This is a genomic window from Acidaminococcus sp. AM33-14BH (assembly GCF_003603525.1).
GTDB lineage: Bacteria > Bacillota > Negativicutes > Acidaminococcales > Acidaminococcaceae > Acidaminococcus > Acidaminococcus intestini.
Window position 1 is genome coordinate 213,459 of the sequence record NZ_QTNG01000001.1, and the last position, 20,054, is coordinate 233,512.

At 50.8% G+C, this 20,054-nt stretch carries 16 protein-coding genes and 1 other RNA gene; all 17 read left to right on the forward strand.

What is annotated here, in order from left to right:
* Positions 1-48 precede the first annotated feature (48 nt).
* Entirely contained in the window at positions 49-1,311 is a 1,263-nt protein-coding gene (gene hisS, locus DW817_RS01065; protein WP_035224067.1) for a histidine--tRNA ligase, read from the forward strand.
* Positions 1,312-1,317: 6 nt separating this feature from the next.
* On the forward strand, positions 1,318-3,108 hold the full coding sequence (gene aspS / locus DW817_RS01070; RefSeq protein WP_009015581.1) for an aspartate--tRNA ligase: 1,791 nt from the start codon (positions 1,318-1,320) through the stop codon (positions 3,106-3,108).
* Between the two features lie 310 nt (positions 3,109-3,418).
* A non-coding RNA gene (gene ssrS / locus DW817_RS01075) (6S RNA) lies at positions 3,419-3,600 on the forward strand.
* A gap of 46 nt (positions 3,601-3,646) precedes the next feature.
* Positions 3,647-4,102 carry a signal peptidase II gene (gene lspA / locus DW817_RS01080; protein ID WP_009015580.1) on the forward strand — a complete coding sequence of 152 codons (456 nt, stop codon included), beginning with the start codon at positions 3,647-3,649 and terminating at the stop codon, positions 4,100-4,102.
* Positions 4,054-5,010 (forward strand): RluA family pseudouridine synthase, encoded by a 957-nt coding sequence (locus tag DW817_RS01085; RefSeq protein WP_120110439.1) that lies wholly within the window; start codon positions 4,054-4,056, stop codon positions 5,008-5,010. Before lspA ends, DW817_RS01085 begins: the two co-directional genes overlap by 49 nt.
* Before the next feature lie 12 nt (positions 5,011-5,022).
* On the forward strand, positions 5,023-5,577 hold the full coding sequence (pyrR, locus tag DW817_RS01090) for a bifunctional pyr operon transcriptional regulator/uracil phosphoribosyltransferase PyrR (RefSeq protein WP_021736426.1): 555 nt from the start codon (positions 5,023-5,025) through the stop codon (positions 5,575-5,577).
* Between the two features lie 15 nt (positions 5,578-5,592).
* Positions 5,593-9,153, forward strand: a complete 3,561-nt coding sequence (gene smc, locus DW817_RS01095) for a chromosome segregation protein SMC (protein ID WP_120110443.1) — start codon at positions 5,593-5,595, stop codon at positions 9,151-9,153.
* Complete coding sequence (gene ftsY, locus DW817_RS01100) at positions 9,150-10,064, forward strand: signal recognition particle-docking protein FtsY (protein ID WP_009015576.1); 915 nt, start codon at positions 9,150-9,152, stop codon at positions 10,062-10,064. Before smc ends, ftsY begins: the two co-directional genes overlap by 4 nt.
* 401 nt (positions 10,065-10,465) lie before the next feature.
* Positions 10,466-10,792 (forward strand): co-chaperone YbbN, encoded by a 327-nt coding sequence (locus DW817_RS01110; RefSeq protein ID WP_009015575.1) that lies wholly within the window; start codon positions 10,466-10,468, stop codon positions 10,790-10,792.
* A 91-nt stretch (positions 10,793-10,883) separates the two neighbouring features.
* A complete protein-coding gene (locus tag DW817_RS01115; protein WP_021736450.1) occupies positions 10,884-11,384 on the forward strand; it encodes an Rrf2 family transcriptional regulator in 501 nt (166 codons plus the stop codon).
* Positions 11,385-11,613: 229 nt separating this feature from the next.
* Positions 11,614-12,336, forward strand: coding sequence for an SIMPL domain-containing protein (locus tag DW817_RS01120; RefSeq protein ID WP_009015573.1), 723 nt, complete (start codon positions 11,614-11,616; stop codon positions 12,334-12,336).
* 3 nt (positions 12,337-12,339) lie between these two features.
* A complete protein-coding gene (locus DW817_RS01125; RefSeq protein ID WP_120110449.1) occupies positions 12,340-13,086 on the forward strand; it encodes a 5'-methylthioadenosine/S-adenosylhomocysteine nucleosidase in 747 nt (248 codons plus the stop codon).
* 646 nt (positions 13,087-13,732) lie between these two features.
* Positions 13,733-17,209: an autotransporter outer membrane beta-barrel domain-containing protein gene (locus DW817_RS10745; RefSeq protein WP_243634029.1), complete on the forward strand. Its 3,477-nt coding sequence runs from the start codon at positions 13,733-13,735 to the stop codon at positions 17,207-17,209.
* A 165-nt stretch (positions 17,210-17,374) separates the two neighbouring features.
* Positions 17,375-17,887, forward strand: a complete 513-nt coding sequence (locus DW817_RS01140) for a nitroreductase family protein (protein ID WP_009015528.1) — start codon at positions 17,375-17,377, stop codon at positions 17,885-17,887.
* 17 nt (positions 17,888-17,904) lie between these two features.
* On the forward strand, positions 17,905-18,384 hold the full coding sequence (locus DW817_RS01145) for a flavodoxin (RefSeq protein WP_016459678.1): 480 nt from the start codon (positions 17,905-17,907) through the stop codon (positions 18,382-18,384).
* A gap of 16 nt (positions 18,385-18,400) precedes the next feature.
* Positions 18,401-19,030 (forward strand): flavodoxin, encoded by a 630-nt coding sequence (locus DW817_RS01150; protein WP_120110456.1) that lies wholly within the window; start codon positions 18,401-18,403, stop codon positions 19,028-19,030.
* A gap of 133 nt (positions 19,031-19,163) precedes the next feature.
* Positions 19,164-19,850, forward strand: coding sequence for an aspartate/glutamate racemase family protein (locus DW817_RS01155; RefSeq protein ID WP_021736765.1), 687 nt, complete (start codon positions 19,164-19,166; stop codon positions 19,848-19,850).
* Positions 19,851-20,054: the final 204 nt, after the last annotated feature.

Consider the following 20,054-nt stretch of genomic DNA (forward strand, 5'->3'; position numbering starts at 1 on the left):
AAGTGGTTTACATGAAGTTTTTTATTGAAGGAAACGGAGGGGATTATTATGTTAACAACGGCACCCCGTGGTACCAAGGACATCCTGCCCGGCGCGGTCAATGGCTGGCGGTATGTCGAATCCGTCTTGCGCGACGTTTGCCGCGAATTCAACTATCAGGAAATCCGCACGCCAATCTTCGAGCATACGGAACTCTTCCAAAGAGGCATCGGTGACGGTACGGACGTTGTTGATAAGGAAATGTATACGTTCAACGACCGCAGTGGCAGAAGCATTACGCTTCGTCCCGAAAATACGGCTGCTGTCGTACGTTCCTTCGTCGAAAATAAACTCTATGCTGAACCCATGCCGCTGAAGGTCTTCTATATCGGACCCATGTTCCGGTACGACCGTCCCCAGGCTGGCCGCATGAGACAGTTCCATCAGTTTGGCGTCGAGGCGATGGGCTCCCCGTCCCCGGTGGTGGATGCGGAGACCATCCTGCTTGCCATTACGGTCCTCAAACGGCTTGGCCTCAAGGACCTTAAACTCAAGATCAATTCCGTCGGCTGCCCAAAATGCCGCCCGCAGCACCGCACCCTCCTGCAGGACTATTTCCGTCCGCATCTGAGCGAACTGTGCGAGGACTGCCAGAGCCGCTTTGACCGCAGCCCCCTGCGTATCCTTGACTGCAAGGTCGACCATGATAAACCCTTCATGGCTGGGGCTCCAAAGATCACGGATTCCCTGTGCGAAGAGTGTCATGATCATTTTGAAATGGTCAAGAAACTTCTTGATGAAGCAGGCGTGGACTACGAAGTCGACAGCACTCTCGTCCGTGGCCTTGACTACTATACGAAGACGGCTTACGAAGTCCAGTATTCCCCGCTTGGGGCGCAGAGCGCCATTGGCGGCGGCGGCCGTTACGATGGCCTTGTTGAGGAACTGGGCGGACCTTCCACACCGGGCGTTGGCTTTGCTATGGGCCTTGAACGCATCATCCTGGCCCTCGAAAAGCAGGGACTCCTCAAGTCCGAAAAAGAAGCCATCGATGTCTTTGCTGTTGTGCCTGATGAAGGCGGCACGGCAGACGCGTTCAAAGCCGTCATGACCCTGCGTGAAGCCGGTTATTCCTGCGACATGAACCAGATTGGACGCAGCATGAAAGCCCAGATGAAACAGGCTGACCGCACGGGTGCCCGCTTTGCCCTCATCTTCGGGGAAGAAGAACGCAGCCGCGGTGCCGTGACGGTCCGTAACATGGCTGACAGCAGCCAGGAAGAAATCAAACGATCCGAGATTGTATCCTATATGAAAAAGGCAGAGGTGTAAAACAACATGAGTTTTGAACGCAGTCACCACTGTGGTGAGCTTAGAAAACAAGACGCCGGCAAGGAAGTTACCTTGTGCGGTTGGGTCAGCAAACGGCGTGACCATGGTGGAATTATCTTCATTGATCTACGTGACCGGTCCGGTCTGGTCCAGGTCGTTATTGACCCGGCCCATGATGACAAGGATTTCCATAAGGCGGAAACGGTCCGCAGTGAATTTGTCCTGCAAGTCAAAGGTATGGTCCGCAACCGTACGGAAGAAACGGTAAACCCGAACCTTCCGACCGGTGAAGTGGAAGTCGTAGTCGAAGGCCTCAATATCCTGAACCCGGCCAAGACGCCTCCTTTCTATATCCAGGACGGTGTGGACGTCGATGAAAATGTAAGACTGCGCTATCGTTATCTTGACCTGCGCAGACCAGAAATGCAGCGCAACCTCATCCTCCGTCATAAAGTGACGAAGCTCGTCCGTGACTTCATGGATAACCAGGGCTTCCTTGAAATCGAAACGCCGATGCTCTGCAAGAGCACTCCGGAAGGCGCCCGTGACTATCTTGTCCCGAGCCGTGTCAACCCTGGCAAGTTCTATGCCCTGCCGCAGTCTCCGCAGCTGTTTAAGCAGATTCTCATGGTAGCCGGCATGGAAAAATACTTCCAGATTGCCCGCTGCTTCCGTGATGAAGACCTGCGCGCCGACCGTCAGCCTGAATTTACCCAGCTTGATATGGAAATGTCCTTCATCGACGAAGACGACATTATGACGCTGACAGAAAACCTCATTGCCTATGTCTTTAAAAATGCTCTTGGAAAGGAACTGCAGGTTCCTTTCGGCCGCATGACCTGGGATGATGCCATGGATCAGTACGGTTCGGATAAGCCGGACCTGCGCTTTGGCATGAAGCTTGTCAACATGAACCAAGCCCTTGAAGGGACCCAGTTCAAGGTCTTTAAGGACATCATCGAAAAAGGCGGTCTTGTCAAAGCCATCAACGTCAAGGGCTACAGCGCCATCCCGCGCCGTGAACTCGACGGCCTTGTAGACTTTGTCGGTATCTATGGTGCCAAGGGCCTTGCTTGGATCATTGTCAACGAAGACGGTTCCATCAAGAGCCCGATTGCCAAATTCTTCAGCGAAGAAGAAATGAAGCGCATCCTGGAAACGGGCAAAGCTGAAAAAGGCGACGTCCTGCTCTTTGTGGCTGATAAGAATCCCCTTGTCGTGGCAGCCGCGTTGGGGGCCCTTCGTCTTGAAATGGGCAAACGCCTGAACCTCATCGATCCCGATAAGCTTGCCTTTACGTGGGTTGTGAAATTCCCTATGTTCGAATACAGCGAAGAAGAACACCGTTATGTCGCTATGCACCATCCGTTTACGTCTCCCTGCGATGAAGATGTGGATAAGCTTCTCACCGATCCAGGTCATGTCTATGCCAAAGCCTATGACATGGTCCTTAACGGCGTAGAAATTGGCGGCGGTTCCATTCGTATCCATGACCGCACTGTTCAGAACAAGGTCTTTGAAGCCATTGGGCTTACAGATGAACAGGCTCAGGAAAAATTTGGCTTCCTCCTGAATGCCTTCGAATTTGGCGCGCCTCCTCATGGCGGCCTTGCCTTTGGCCTTGACCGTCTCATCATGCTCATGGCGAAACGTCCGTCCATCCGTGATGTCATTGCTTTCCCGAAGACGCAGAGTGCTGTGGACGTCATGAGCCAAGCTCCGAACATCGTCGACGAAAAACAGATGCGCGAACTGCATATCAGGAGCACGGTCGTAAAGAAGGAAAAAGAAGAATAACCCCATTGACTGCGAGCTGAGGAGAAATCCTTGGCTCGTTTTTGTATGACGGGGAAGTCTCAAAGGTAAGGGTAAAAAGTCGGAAAGTTGAGCTGCGAAGGTGCGAGCCAGCAAGCGGGCACGTAAGGCGAAAAGTCAAGAGGGCAGCAAAATAAGCCCCATGCGGGAAGCCGTCATGCATTTTCTTGTTCCTTCTGTTTTTGCGCAGCGGGGAATCGTTCATTTTGCCAATCAGTCCGCTTTTTGAACTGGCTGATTCTCCCTCAAACCTTGCACCCATCCCCATTTCTTGCTATAATACAGGTAAAGAGCAACCCTCCGATGTACGAAAAAGTCCTATAGGTTTTGAGCCAACACTCTTTATAAGGGAGCCCGAAAACTCCGGCCGCTCATGGTATGCCCCCCTGAGGGGACATCAGCAGTGACAGGGAGGGCACCCACCTGCTCATGCAGGTTCAAAACAAGGGACGGAAACGGCATTGTAGGGCTCTTTCTTTTTTATATCAATTCATTCACGTTCGAAGGAGTCCGAAGCGTTATGCCTCTTGTTCTCATCAGTTTAGCCGTCATTATCCTGGACCGCGTGACGAAAATCCTGGTTCAATCCCATCTGGCAGAGGGAGAGAGCATTCCCGTCGTGCCAGGGGTCATGAGCCTGACTTATATTCTTAACCCCGGTGCTGCTTTTGGAATGCTGGAGCACCAGCGGCTGTTTTTCATCTTGATGACGGTTGCCGTCATTGCCGTCCTGATTTATTTCTGGCGCAGGATCAAAGAAGAAGCGATTGTCGTCCAATTGGGTGCAGCCTTTTTCCTGGGCGGGGCCGTGGGAAACCTCATCGACCGCATCGAAACGGGCTTTGTCATTGACTTTTTTGACTTTTATTTTTGGCCCATCTTCAATGTGGCCGATATCTTTATTTGTGTAGGAGTGGGGCTGATTGTATGGAATATTGTCATGGACGAATGCCGGAAGACGGAACCACAAAAGTAACTGAGCCCGCTGCAGAAAAGGATCAAGGGCTTCGCGCGGACTGCTATCTTGCTGACGTCCTGGATCTTTCGCGTTCAAGCCTGCAGCACGATATGGAAAAAGGACTTGTCACCAAAGAAGGAAAGCCGGTCAAGGCAAGTTATAAGGTCAAGTTGGGGGATGTCTTTACGGTTGTCATTCCGCCTGCTGTGAGCCTTGAGGCAGAACCTGAGCCCATTCCTTTAGCTATCCTCTACGAAGATGAGGATGTGATTGTCGTCAATAAGCCGCGGGGCATGGTTGTCCATCCCGCGGCGGGAAACTATACAGGGACCCTTGTAAACGCCCTTTTATATCACTGCAAGGATTTATCAGGAATCAACGGCGTTGTCCGGCCCGGCATTGTGCATCGCCTCGATAAGGATACTAGCGGCGTCATGGTCTGTGCAAAAAACGATAGGGCTCATCTGTCGCTTTCCCAACAGATCAAGGACAAGGAAGCCAAACGTACATACATTGCTGTTGTGCGGGGCAATATCAAGGACGACCGGGGCCATATTGAGACCCTCATCGACCGAGACCCCAAGGACCGCATGCGTATGGCTGTTGTGTCTTCCGGCGGCCGCCTTGCCGTGACCGATTATGAGGTTCTTGAACGTTACGGCCGCTTTACGGTCGTGCGCTGCCGCCTCCAGACTGGAAGGACGCATCAAATCCGCGTCCATATGACTTATCTGGGACATCCCCTGGTGGGAGATCCCAAATATCAACCGCAAAAGACCTGTTTTTCCATTGACGGACAGGCCCTTCATTCTGAGACATTGACGTTCCGTCATCCCCGGACGGGAAAGATCATGTCCTTTACGGCACCCCTTCCCAGCGATATGGAAACGATCCTGACGCGTCTGCGCCATGGCCAATTTCATTAAGGAGAATCCATCATGAGCATTTCAGTGAAAAAGAAAACGATAATGGATGAAGATGCAATGCGCCGCGCCCTTGTGCGGATTTCCCACGAAATTGTGGAACGCAACAAAGGTGTGGAGCACGTAGCCCTTGTAGGCATTACGACCCGCGGTGTACCGCTTGCCAGACGCGTTGCAAAGACCATTGAGGAAATCGAGGGCGTCAAGGTTCCTGTTGGCTCCCTGGATATTACGATGTACCGGGATGACCTGTCTACCTTGGGGTATAATCCTGTCATGGGAGAAACAGATATCCATTTTGACCTTAACGGTCGGACCATCGTTCTCATTGACGATGTTCTTTTTACTGGCCGGACCATTCGCTGCGCTCTTGATGCACTCATCGATATGGGGCGCCCTAAAGCCATCCAACTGGCGGTTATGGTCGATCGGGGACATAAGGAACTGCCAATCAGGGCGGACTATGTTGGAAAGAATGTCCCGACGAGCACCCATGAAACGGTGAACGTCACAATCAAGGAAATCGACGGGACAGATGAAGTCGCTTTGGCAGATGTCAAATCAAATTAAGAAGGATGGACCTACGTGCGATTAAAGTCATTTGAAGCCCATGGCTTCAAGTCCTTTGCCGATAAGGTCAATGTCAATTTCGAAAATGGGATCACGGCCATTGTTGGGCCAAATGGCAGCGGCAAGAGCAATATTTCCGATGCCATCCGCTGGGTCATGGGTGAACAGAGCATCAAGTACCTGCGCGGGACCAAGATGGAAGATGTCATCTTTGCCGGCAGCAGTGCCCGCCGGCCCTTGGGCATGGCCGATGTGACCCTTGTTTTTGACAATCGTGATCATGATCTTCCGGTGGACTTTGATGAAGTCAGTATCCGCCGCCGCGTATATCGCAGCGGTGAAAGTGAATATGCCATCAACGGCAAGAACTGTCGGTTAAAGGATATTGTAAATCTCCTTGCCGATACGGGGTTGGGGCGCGGGTCGCTTTCCATCATCGGCCAGAACAAGATTGATGAGATCCTAAACAGCCGTCCCGAAGACCGGCGTACCATTTTTGAGGAAACGGCAGGCATTGCCAAATATCGTCTCCGTAAAAAAGAGGCCCTGCGAAAGCTCGATGATACGGCAGGAAACCTCCTGCGGATCCACGATATCCAGACGGAAATTTCCAGCCAGCTGAAGCCCCTTGAAAAGGCAGCGGAAAAGGTTCGTACCTATAAGGAACTGGATGCTCGCTATGAATTGGTGCGTGTAACGCAGCTTGTGCGCAGGCTGGACCACCTGGAAAAGGAAAAGGGCGATATTGAAGCGCGTCTTGAAGGGTGGGGGAAAGAGGAAAGACGCCTTGACGAAGAGGCGGCTAAGCTCCAATCTGAAATCGATGCCAAAAATAAGGAGCTCCAGGCTCATGAGGCTTCTTTTGGCGCCTATCAGGTAGGTGTGCGCAAAAAACAGGAAGCGCGCAGCCAGTGCGTCAGTGAAGCGAGCGTTTATCGTGAGCGGATGCGTCAAGGAAAGATCCAAATCGAGCAGATGCAGGGCGTCGTGGCGCGTCTTGAAAAGGACATCGAAGCAAATCAGGAAAACCTGGCCCTCCTCACGGGCACCTATGATGAGGAAGAGGCAAAGTATCAGGCAGTGAAGGCGTCCCTTTCCCGTACGGAAAAGGAAAAGGATGAACTGACGCGCCTTGTGGCAGCAAGTGAAAAGCGTAGGGAAGATGCCCAAAACGAAAATTTTGAACGTATGCGGGAACTTGTAACGCTGCGCAATGACCTTAACGCCGCCCATCAGGACGAAGAACAGCTCCATCGCCGCCTGGCCCAGATGAAGGAAAAAATGGACCTTGCTGAAGATGAGGTAAAAAGTGCGGCAGAACGCCTGGCAAACGGCAGTACAGCCCTTACAGACGCAAAAAACCAGCAGGAGCGTGTCAAGGAAAAGGGCACGGCTGCCAAAGCCCGTCTTGATGAGCTTGCGGCTCGTTTGGAAGAAGCCAAAAAGGCCGTGGCCGCTAAGGAAAGGCAGCTGAGTGAAAAGAAAGCCCGCATCCAGGTCATCCAAAATATGGAACGGGACCATGATGGCTTCAGCCGCGGGGTCAAGACCATCCTTCAATCAAAAGCAGGCTGGCGCAGCGGAATCTGCGGCGTTGTGGGCGAGCTGCTCCATGTCGAAGGTCGCTATGTAACGGCCATTGAAACGGCGCTTGGCGGGGCTCTGCAGAACATCATTACCCGTGATGCCCAAACGGCCAAGGAGGCCATCCGTCACCTTAAGAGCCAAAAAGGAGGGCGGGCGACTTTTCTGCCCCTTGATACCATCCGGCCCCGCAGCCTTTCCCCTAAGGAAAAAGAAGCCCTCAAGGCACCTGGTATCATCGGCCTTGCCTCAAGTCTCGTTTCGGTCGATGCGGACCTTATGCCGGCTGTGGATTTTCTTCTGGGACAGGTCCTTGTGGCTGAAACCCTGGATCAGGCCCTAGATGCGGCTAAACGGGCCGATATGCGCGTTCGCGTCGTAACCCTTGAAGGGGACGTCATCTATTCCGGTGGGTCCCTTGCAGGCGGTGAAAAAGAAAATCGCAGGAGTTTCCTTTCCCGCCATCAGGAACTTGAAACGCACCAAAAGGAACGGGCCCAATTGGAAAAAGAGTTGGCAGGACTTAACCAAGCCCTCCAGGAAGTCCTTCATCAGGAACAGGATGCAGTCATTGACCGCAATCAGTGTGCCGATACCTACCAGAAACTGGCTGTTTCCATGGCAACCCTGTCCGCCCAAGTGGAACAGGCCCAAAAGGAATTGGGTGAAAAGAATGAAAGTCTCCTCCTTCTTTCCGATGAAAAAACGGAAGCAGCGAAGGCCTATCTTGCCATAACTGAAAAAATCAAGAGCCTTGAACCCCAGGTAAAGACCCTTGAGGAGGCAGATTCACAGAAGCGGGAAGAAGCCCGCAGCCAGGAAGAAACCCTCCAAAAGGACAAGCTTCGCCTTGAGACGTTGAACCAAAAATATCAGGATGTCATCATTTCCTATAACACCCTCAAAACGCAGATCACATCCCTTGAAAGCCGCATGGCAGAAATCGACGAGCGCAGTGCCAAAGCCGAAAAGGATCGCCTGAACGAAGTGGCTGAAATCGAAAAGACCGAAGCCATGCTGAAAAAATCAGAAGGGACCATTGCGGCCCTTGAGGAAAAAATCAAGGCCTTTGACAAGAGCCTTGAAGGGACGGATGAAAAGACCCAGGCCTTTATAAAGACGCGAAAGGGCTATGAAGAGGGCCGTGACATCCTTCTTGAAAATGCCCGCAAGCTTCAGGAACGCCTGGAAGGCCTCAAGGAAAAGCGGCATCAAGTCGAGATGGACAGCGTAAGAAAAACCTCTGAAATGGAAAGCACGGCAGGAATCTTAGCTGATAATTTCAAGCTGTCCGTGGAGGAAGCCCGGGAAAAAGCCCTGACTGATATCGGGGAAGGAGCCCTCAAGAAAGAAGAAATTCTCCTTGCTCAAAAGATTGAGGACCTGGGGCCTGTGAACCTTGCGGCTGAAGAGGATTACCAAGCGGCAAAGGAACGGTATGAATTCCTCACCAAACAGTACGATGATATGGTGACTGCGAAAAAGCAGCTTGAACTTGTCATCAGTGGAATCAATTCAGATATGACCAAACGATTCCGAGAAGCCTTTGACAAAATCAACGAGTATTTTGGCAAGTGCTATGAGAAGCTCTTTGGCGGTGGGAAGGCACGTCTTGTCATCCAAAATGAAGAGAACCTTCTCGAAACGGGCATCGACATTGAAGCCCAGCCGCCAGGGAAAAAGATGCGGAACCTATCCCTTTTTTCTGGCGGGGAGCGGGCCCTTACCGTCATTGCCTTGCTTTTTGCTCTTCTTTCCTATCATCCGGCGCCTTTTGTCATCCTTGATGAAATCGACGCGCCTCTTGACGAAACCAATATCGATCGTTTTGCTGAGTTCCTTCGGGACTATGGAAAACGGACCCAATTTATCATCATCACCCATCGTAAAGGCACGATGGAAGCTGCGGACACGCTGCACGGCGTCACCATGAGTGAATCCGGCGTCTCCCGTGTCCTATCCGTTAAACTATCGGAGGTGGCCGCTTCATGAGTTTTGTTGAAGAGTTACGTCAGGGCCTTGAAAAGACCCGCAAGAATTTTACAGAGCGCATGGAAGACCTGGTCGGGATCAGTGTTGATCTGGACGAGGACTTCATGGATGAGCTCGAAATGATCCTCGTTGCAGGCGACGTAGGCATCAAGACGACGGAAAAGATCATGCAGGCCCTGAGAAAAGCGGCAGCAACGCGGGAAATCAAGTCGCCCGCTGAAGCCCTGCCTTTTATCAAACAGTACATCGCTGACATGCTCACCGTCAAAGGTCCGCGCATGAATTTCAAGGGCCATCCCACCATCGTCCTTGTTGTAGGAGTAAATGGCGTGGGAAAGACAACGACCATTGGAAAGCTTGCCAACTATTATCGCCTCATGGGCTATAAAGTCATGTGTGCGGCTGCTGACACGTTCCGTGCCGGTGCAGTGGAGCAGCTTAAGATTTGGGGCGAAAAGGCGCAGGTCCCTGTCATCAGCCATGGGGACATCGGGGCAGACCCGGCTGCCGTCGTCTATGATGGGGTAAAAGCAGCCATGGCTCGCCATATAGATGTCCTTTTTGTCGATACGGCAGGCCGTCTCCATAACAAGACGAACCTCATGAAAGAACTTGACAAGATGTACCGTGTCATCCGCAAGGAAGTGCCCGATGGACCCCATGAAACGCTTCTTGTCCTAGATGCAACGACTGGGCAGAACGCCATCACCCAGGCCAAGATTTTCTTGGAGACCGCTCATGTTACGGGGGTTGTCCTGACAAAACTCGACGGTACGGCCAAAGGCGGTGTCGTTGTTGCCATCAAGGAAGAACTGGGCCTTGACGTCAAATGGATTGGTATCGGAGAAGGTATGATGGACTTCCGGCCCTTTGATCCGAAAGTCTTTGTGGATGCACTTTTTGATCGGTGATGAGGACCGTGAGCCGAGCCAGCACAAGAAACCGGATTTGATGCAGGATGTGAGCCCATTGCTTTAGACAAGTACTTGTTAAAGCAATGGGCTCTTGACCTTATTATCCAATGGAAGGTTTCGCCTTAGGGAATAATGGACGTTTGTCTATTTTCGCTTCTTCCTTTCTTTCTGCTTGCTTGATGTAGGTAAGCGGCAAAACCGGAAACGTCAAGCTGGACTTCCTGCTGCATCGAAGCGGCCGCGTTCACTCTGATTGCGGCAAGTGGCTTCAGTCTCTTTTCTGATGCCCCAAAAATGCAATCTTGACAAACCAAACTGTAGTAGATAAAATTACAGTAATCAAAGAAATCATTCTCCATCGGTCCTTATGGATCTCTTGTCATAAAGGAGTGTTTGATATGGCATTTAAAATGATTACTGGTGAAACTTTTGAAAACGAAGTGGTAAAGAGCAAGAAACCTGTAGTCGTAGGATTTTCTGCTCCTTGGTGCAAATACTGTGCAAAATTGAAACCTGCTCTGGGTGAGCTAGCCATGGAAATCGATGATAAAGTCGATTTTGCAGGTGTCAACATCGATGATGACGAAGCCCTGGCCCGTCAGTTCCACATTGAAGTCATTCCGAGCCTGATGCTCGTCAGCAAGGGGACCTATAGTGAACTCCTCGTCAACCCGCCGACGAAAGAAGCTGTCGCTGACTGGCTGAAGGAAAAAGGAGTTCTCTAAGGTATTTCCGTTCTGGTTAAAAAAGCGGCCCAAGCGGCTGCCTGAGGGGATGGAGTGTCCATTTCCTTTTTGTATAAAAGGAGTCATGTGAGTGAAAAGTGATTTCATTGTGGCTGTTCATGCCTTGGTTTATCTGACCCATTTGGGCACTTTGGTCTCCAGTGATGAACTGGCACGCAATATCTGTACGAATCCCGTCAGGGTCCGTAAGATCATGGGAAAATTAAAGAAATTGGGCCTTGTTGAAACCAAGGAAGGTCATGTCGGCGGTTATGCTGCTGTATCGGGCACTGAAAAGGCGACGCTTCTTACCATTGCGGATGGTCTCGGCATTTCCTTTGTCGATACCAAATGGCGGAGCGGGACGGAAGATATGGACTGCTTCATATCAAGCGGGATGTCCCTTGTCTTTGACCGGCTTTATGAAGAGATGAACCGCGCCTGTCGGGAAGAATTGAAGCACATCACCCTCGAATCCATTGCCCAAGAAGTTGTTGAACGTCAGCGAGCCCGTATGGAAAAATGCCATGGCGAGCGCTGTCATGATTGCCCTGCGTGGGATCGATATGAACGAAACCGTTCCAGATCCTGATCCAAGGCAATCGAATTGAATCCGTCAAAACGCCCCTATGAACGATATGGAATCGTTTGTGGGGCTTTTGCTTTTTGGAAAAAGCTGGCAGATCCCAAGAGATTCAAAAGGGAAAATCCATGCTCAGGAATTTTGCCCTTTTGTTTCAACCACGTTGGTTAAAGAGTTCACCCTCTTTTCACTCCCTCATGGTATAATAAGGCCATCAAATGTAATGAGGTGAATCAAAGTGAAAAAATTCTTAGCATCTGCCGCACTTCTTCTCTGTGTTTTCAGTACTGGCCTTCCCACGGTTCATGCCGAGCAGCCTCTTGATACGGTTGCCGTGACGGGAACGGCCCGCAAAATGGTGGCACCCGATATGGCAACGGTCACGTTTTCCTATGAAACTACGGGAGATACGGTTGAAGCCGTCCGCGCCAGCGGCGCTCAAATGTCAACAAAGGTTCTAGCCAAACTTACGGCCCTGGGGATTTCCAGTGCTGATAGGGCAACGACGCGCTACACCGTTGCACCGACTTATACCTATGAAAAAAATGGACGCCAGAAACTGACGGGCTATCGCCTCTATTCCTCTTGGTCTGCCAAGGTCAAGAATCTTAATGACTTGGGAACCGTTGTTGACGGTGTGCTTTCAACTGGTGTGAACCGGGTGGAATCCCTTTCCTATGGTCTCCAGAATGAGTCCGTCTATCGCCGTCAGCTCATGACGGAAGCGGTCACAAATGCCCGCCAGAGTGCCCAGACCATCGCCAATGCGGGGGGACGGGGACTTGGCGTCCTGCGTCAGGCCAGTGTCAGTGAATCGAACTTTACCCTCGGCGCTTCTCCCCGTCTTCTCATGATGGCAAAAACTGCAAGCGACAGCACCGCACCGGAAACGAATATTGCGCCCCAACCTTATGAAGTGAGCGTTACGGTCAATACGGTCTTTGCCATGACCTTGGAGTAACCCATGTCTGATGCCAGACTTACATCTTTGAGAGAAGGGAAGGGACCTATCGTCCTCCAAGGCGCCATGGAAATGGAAGTGGCTCCTTTCATCAAGCGCCTCAAAGGGGCTGAACTTGAAGTGTATGGGGATTTTTTCTTTTGGCGAGGAACCTTTGGCACGCGTCCCCTGATCATTTTGCAGACCGGCATCGGCACGGCCGCGGCTGGTGCAGCAACGGCTCTTGCCTGCGCTCTTTATCAGCCCTCCCTTATCGTGAACCAAGGTACGGCCGGCGGTTACGGCGACCTTGCTGTAGGTGACGTGGTGCTGGCAAGTGCCCTTTATAATGCCAACGCCCGCTATCTGGGGCGTGATGGCCTCCTGCGTTTCATGGAGCTTGGCAGCCTTGAACACGAGTCCGTGGCTGCCATGGACTTCCCCGATGTGCCGCCGCTTCTTGAGACGGATGAAAGGCTCCGATATATACTGGAGGCTTTTCTCAAAAAAAGCGGCGCTTCCTACCGCACGGGCATCATCGCCTCAAGTGATCAATGGAACGAGGCGTCTGAACAGATCAGGCGCATACGGGAAAAAACGGGAGCCCTCTGCGAGGAAATGGAAGCCGCTGCAGTTTGGATGACTGCTAAACGTTTCCGTGTTCCCTGCGCGTTTGTCCGCATCATCTCCAATAATAACGAACGGGGCTTATCCTTTGACCCCTCCGTTTGTGAGACGTTATATCGCTTATTGAAGAATTTCCTCATGTAATCAATGGTTACCTAATCGACAGCCTTTTCCCTTCGAATCGGGAGAGGCTGTTTTTATTATGTGGGCGGCCCCTATGAGGTAAAATGCATCCTACAGGCCTATTTCGACCTTGAAAGGGGCACGGTTCCAACTACGATGAGAAATGGAGCCGGGATGTGGGACTGCGCTGGAGCTTCTGCCCCCTTCGCCTATATTTGCTGTGGCTAGGAAATCATCCTTTTGGGAACTAAAAATCGCAATTTATGTAACAATTATTACATAAATTAAAAATAGTCATCTTGTTTACAAAGAAATCTTATTTTTGATAGGAAAAAATAATCATTATCTGATAAAATGATACCAAATATAGGAATGGATGGGAAGAATAGAGAGATAAATCAAATAATTTATAACGAACCAAACTTGCCATGTCTTCTTATGGAATCGTTCTTTGGGATGTCTGGAAGAGGGGTAGGCATTTTTTCTGGGGTTTCGGTAAAAAAGGCTTTTTCCTGTAGAAACAGATATGAGTTGGAAAGGTGGTGCGCAAAACCCCATTTTCATTCGGTCCCCTTTTCCCTTGGGGGATATGGGCACAGTGTGACAACAGATGGCATTGATTTGAGGACATATTTTTTCTCACTTTGGCAGAAACATTCAAGGAGGAATGATGATGATGTATTTATCCCATAAGAAAAAAGTACTTTTATCGGCGGCCGTCCTCTTCGCGTTAGCGTCGGGAGAAGCTTTTGCAAGTTCCTATCATGGCGGAACATCGGACGTGACTTCGTCCAATGAAACACTGGACGAACTTTATGCAACAAATAAGGCTAAGGTCACCGTGACAGGGAGCGGTACGATTACTTTTACCCCATCAGGAACCACCGATGGTGAGGGAGCCATCGACGCCAGCGGAGGATCTGTCGTGACGATTGGGTCAAGCTCTTTACCTTATGACAGGTTGACGGCAAATGGGGAAATCCTTGCCGAGGACACGAGTAAGGTGAATCTTTATGCAAAAGAAATCACCATCAATAAGGGGGACGATTATGCAGCGGTAACAGCAACCAACGGAGCGACCATTACCATAGGGACTGCAAATACAACTTCCCTTACGACAACGGGAGAAGTGCTGTCAACGGATGGAGATAACGGTGCGGCGTCTTCCGTTACCCTAAATGCAGGCGATGTGACCTTGAACTATAGCCCAAATCCTTCTGCTGATTCGGGAAGCGGGGGAGATGAGGATCACACGCTCTATGCGGACGGTCGCAGCAGCCTTGCTGTAAATGCATCGGGTACGGTTACCATAAAAGGCCCGATTGGAGCTGTTGATTCCGGCAGCAGCATCACTGTCGATGGTTCCACGATTTCCCTGACCCATAATATAGTTGGAGAAGATGGCGTCACTTATAATTATGACCTCGAAACGCGGGGGATTCATGTGGAAGAGGGAGCTTCCGTTCGAATCGGCAGCGATAGTACAACGTCCCTTGCAATCGATGTGGAAAATAGCAGCGATGATTCGTCCATTGTTGTTAGTGGGGGTGCCTCCAAGCTGGAGCTTTATGGAAAGACTATTTCCGTCACGGCAGAAGACGGTATCTATAATGGTAAATTAACAAAAGAAACCTTTGATACTGAATATGAAGGCGGCAGCTTAGTGATTGGTTCGGACAGTACGGATTCCTTAATCGTAAACGGCCCAATCCAGACTGTAGGCAGTGACGCTAGCACGAAGCTTTTGGGATCTTCCATCGCTGTACAATCTCGCATCTATACCTATAGGGGTGGGGCCTTGACGATTGGTTCTAAAAGCACAGAATCTGTCTATGTGGATACTCTTTTTGATTCCGTCAATACAAAGACAACGATACTCGGCAATGACATCACGATTGGCAATAGTAGCTACTATTTAGACGGAATGTTGTACAGTAGTCCATCTATTGATATATACGATGGAAGTATTGTCACGATTGGTGACGATACTACAGCAACTGTTACCATTGGGGGTGATGTTGGGGCTGATATTGATGTGACGGATGCTGACCTCACCCTAAAGGGAAATGAGATTGTCATTGGACTAAATGATGATCAGCATTTTGCGATTTATCACGATTATGGCGGAACCGTTACCATTGGCGATGAGAATACCGAATCAGTCGTCATAAATACTGCGCTGCTTATGCAGACAACACCAAACCACCAAAAAAGCAACTTGACGACTGTCACGGGAGATACGGTGACGTTCAGTGGAATTGTGAGCACATATGGGATAGAATCTTCCCTCGTAGTAGATGGAACAACAATTTTGTTGACGAGAGATACGCCTATTCTAGAAGTGTCTCCGTATCCAATTTCAGCACTCTATGGAAGTGCCATTGCCCTAGGAAGCATCAGGACCGAGTCCCTTACCCTTGCTGGTACGGTTGCTTCTGTTTCATTAGGGGATGGGACCGATACAGAAGTATCCCTTGATGGCTCGGCGATTACCTTGCAGAACGGCGCCGTTGCTACGGGAAATGGGGCTGCACTTACGATTGGCAGCGCCGGGGTGACAAAGACCCTTACAGGTGACCTTACGGCCACGGATAAAGGCGTTGTTACGGCGACGCTCTCCGGAACTTATACGGGAGATGCTTCGGCCACGGATAGCGGCAATTTGACCTTAACTACAGGCTCCCTTACGGGTGACCTTACGACTTCCGATAGCGGTACTCTTGCGGCAACTGTCAGCCATACCTTTACAGGTAAGACGACAGACGATGCTGATACGATGACACTTGCCCTTAGCAGCGGCGCCACGTGGAACCTGACAGATTCTTCTACCGTCAATACCCTGAACGCGGAGGGAGGAGCTATTAGCCTCATGGACGGCACGCTGGGTGAGACGCTGACGGCAGGTTCCTTTGCCGGTGACGGCGCAACGCTCTATCTTGACGCTGATGGGTCGACCAATACGGGCAACGACCATCTCTACGTCACGGGAAGCCATACGGGAACGACGGCCCTGCATCTTAGCAGCACGTCCAATACCTGGTCCGGCGCCCTTGGAACGGTCCTTGCGAGCGTTGGCGAGGAACAGGGATCCTTTGCGAGCGAAGGGGAAACGGAAGCGGCTCTCTACTACTACAACCTTGAACTTGCAAGTACCAGCGACAACGTGACAGACGGCTACAGCACCGATTGGTACCTCAAGGGCTTTACGAAGGCTCCGACAAATGACGAAGGGCACCACACGACGGTGGTCCGGAACCTTGGCGGTATTACGGGAGGCAACTACCTTCTTTGGAGAAGCGACATGGATACGCTCTTCCGCCGCATGGGTGAAGCGGATGGGTCCCTTACGGACAATACGGATAACGGGATCTGGGCTCGGGGCAAGGGCAAGAAATTCAGCCGCGAGAGCGATTTTCTTGTTGACTCCAAGTATAATGAGTACGAAGTGGGCTACGACTGGCTCCATAAGAAGACGGACACGAAGGAGCACGTCATCGGTGTGGGCTTTGCCTACCTTGATGGCGATGCAACCTACGTGTCAGGGAAAGGGGACCTCAAGGGCTATACCCTAGGCCTTTACGATACGCAGGTCTGGAAAAACGGGCAGTACCTTGACCTCAGCCTCAAAGGGTCACGGTATGAAAATGAATTTGGTTATACCGGTCTTGGCCGATTCATTGACGGTCAGTCGAACAGTACGGGCTTTTCCTTCGGGGCCGAATATGGCTACAAGAAAAAGGACGAAAAGGGCTGGTTTGTGGAGCCGCAGGCCCAGGTTGTCCTGGGACACTTCCGGAATGATGCCTTCACCGATTCGAACGGGGTGCACGTGGAAGGCGAAAGCATGAACACCGCCCTGGGACGGATTGGAGCCCGGGCTGGGTATGAAAGCCCGCGCGTTACGGTCTATGCGAAAGCCAACTGGTACCATGACTTTGGCGGCAACCATGTGACGGTCATGTCCGTGGATACGGACCGGCTGCGCGTCCATGAAGATTATGGCGATACCTGGTTCTCCTATGGACTGGGCGGCGCCTATAAAATCAATGACGGTCTGCAGGCCTATTTCGACCTTGAACGGGGCGATGGTTCCAGCTACGATGAGAACTGGAGCTGGGATGTGGGACTGCGCTGGAGCTTTTGATCAAGAAATCACCCTGCCTCTTTGGCAGGGTGATTTTTTTGCGTTTTGAGCATGAAAGACTGAGCTCAAAAGGTATGGCGCGGCATCTTGACCCTGCCTAAAAAGCGTGACATACTGTATTTGCTAACAGTGCGTCAGGATTCATTTCAAAGGAGTGCGATAGCCATGGAATTCTTGAATCTCATAAAAGAGCGATATTCCTGCAAAAAGTTTGATGGCCGTCCCATCGATGAGAGTGTCCTTACAGCCATCCTTGAGGCGGGGCGCTTAGCCCCAACGGCAAAAAATGCCCAGGCTCAGCGCGTTTACGTCCTTACTTCCCCCAAGGCCCTTGCGGCCCTTGACAGCATAACGCCCTGCCGTTATGGGGCTCCTGTTGTCCTTGCCGTAGCCTATGATCGGAACAGTGTCTTCCATTATCCGGGAGATACCCGCGATTCCGGGGCCGAAGATGCCTCGATTGTGGGCGTCCATATGATGCTTGCGGCAAAAAATGTGGGAGTCGACAGCTGCTGGGTCAATTTCTTTGATCCAGAAAAACTCAAAAAGGCCTTGACCCTTCCGGAAAACGAAGACCTTGTGCTCCTTCTTGATTTAGGCTATAGAGGGGAAGGCGGCGGACCTCTTTTGAATCATACATCAAGAAAACCTCTTGTAGAAACTGTTAGGGTTTTGTGAGAAGGAAGGTGCTTTCCATGAAAAAAATCCTCGTTGCCTATTTCAGTGCAACTGGAACGACACGAAAGGCTGCCAAAGCCCTTGCTGAGGCTGCTGACGCGGATCTTTACGAAATCCGCCCCAAAGTGCCCTACACGGCCAAGGACCTTGACTGGATGGATCCTCGTTCACGGTCATCTTTGGAAAAAAAGGCCGGGGCGCCTTTACCGGAACTTTTGGACCACAATGCTGCGCCCGCGTCCTATGATGTCATTTTTTTGGGCTTTCCGATTTGGTGGTATGAAGCTCCCAAAATCATCACGAGTTTCCTCAAGGCGTACGATTTCAGTGATAAGAAAATCATCCTATTTGCCACAAGCGGCGGCAGTGGTTTTGGAAAGACGTTGGAAAAATTGAAGCCTGCCGCAGGGCCTCATGCAGACCTTATGGAAGGACGGATCCTTAATGGCCGTGTCGGTGAGGGCACACTGAAAAAGCTTCTGGCAGCTTCTGTATAAGAAAGGACGGATCATCATGAATCGAATCATGAAACTAGCAGGCATCCTCTTAATGGGCTTTATTCTGGCCTACATGGGCGGCTGTGCTTCAGCCGGCGGCGAAGAAAAGGCGGCCACCAAGAAGGCAGGCGCAGAGCAGGCAGCTTCACCCAAAGGGCGTCCGGACGTTCTTGTTGCCTATTTTTCCCAGACGGGAAATACGCGGACCGTGGCCCAAAAAATTGCGGCCCTAACGGGCGGCACCCTTTACGAAATTACGCCGGAAATTCCCTACAGCAAAGATGACCTTGACTACAATGTCAAGGACAGTCGGGCCAATCGGGAACAAAACGATGCCTCCGCCAGACCTAAACTGCGGGGAACGCCTGAGCATTTCCAAGATGTGAAAGTCATTTTCCTAGGGTATCCAATTTGGTGGGGGATTGAGCCGCGCAGCATTGATACTTTCAGTGAAAGTCTCGACTTTACAGGAAAGACCATCATTCCCTTCTGCACAAGCGGTTCCAGTGGTATCGAAAAAAGTGAGGAAAACCTTGCCTCCCTGATTCCTGGTGCCAAATGGAAGAAAGGCAGACGATTTGAAAAGACGGTAAGTGAAGAAGACCTTAAAAAATGGATCAAGGAACTGGATCTGTCCCTTCATTGAGAAAAAAGGGGTCCTATGATTGCCTTGGACTGGCTATCATCTAAAAAGCAGGCATCCCATGGGCCTTTTTGCTTACTTTTACTCCATGAATGTTTGATGCGTCTAACAAATATCAATGAAAAGGAATCAGAACATGAAAAAATTAGGCCTTATTGGGGGAACAGGCCCTGAATCAACCCTTATCTATTACAAAACGATTACCTCCCAGGTTGAGAAAAAAACGGGGAAATTTCCTTATCTGACGATAGAGAGCCTGAGTGTTTTTGACGTTCTTCAGTATGCTTCTTCAAATGACCGGGAAGGTCTCACTGAATATCTTCTTGAAGGGTTTCAGCATCTTGCTGGGGCAGGCTGTGAGTTTGCAGCCCTTACAGGAATCACGCCCCATGTAGTTCTTGATGAAATCAGGAAACGGGCACCCATCCCCGTCATCAGCATGATTGATACGACGGCCCAAGCGCTGCTTAAACAAAAAATTTCATCTGTCCTTTTACTGGGAACGAAACCGACGATGTCAGGCACGTTCGTAACGGAACCACTGGAACGCCAGGGTATCCATGTCTTAGTCCCGGAGCCAGACATCCAGGAACAAATCAATGATCATATTGAAAATGAATTGGAACTTGGCCTTGTAAAGGATAGTACCCAGCAATTTTTTAAGACCTATTGTGAGGACACGCTGACAAGGCACTCTGCCCAAGCCATTATCCTTGGCTGTACAGAACTGCCCCTGGCCTTTAAGAATCTTCCTCTTCCCGTCCCCACTGTGGATGTGATGGATGTCCATATCCGCACGCTTATCGATATGATTCTTGCCTGATATGGGGCATCTTGAACCATACTGGAAGATTTCCGTTGCAGCATCATTTCATGGGATTCATGCCGGTGGCAACAGACGGTCATTGGAAAAGTGTGAAACGGGTGCGCGGCATATCCTGATGACGTGGCAGCCATATCGTTCCATGGACCTTGATGGGTAATAGTCCCAGCAAGGTCTTTTTGTATCTTTTGAAAACCACGCCAT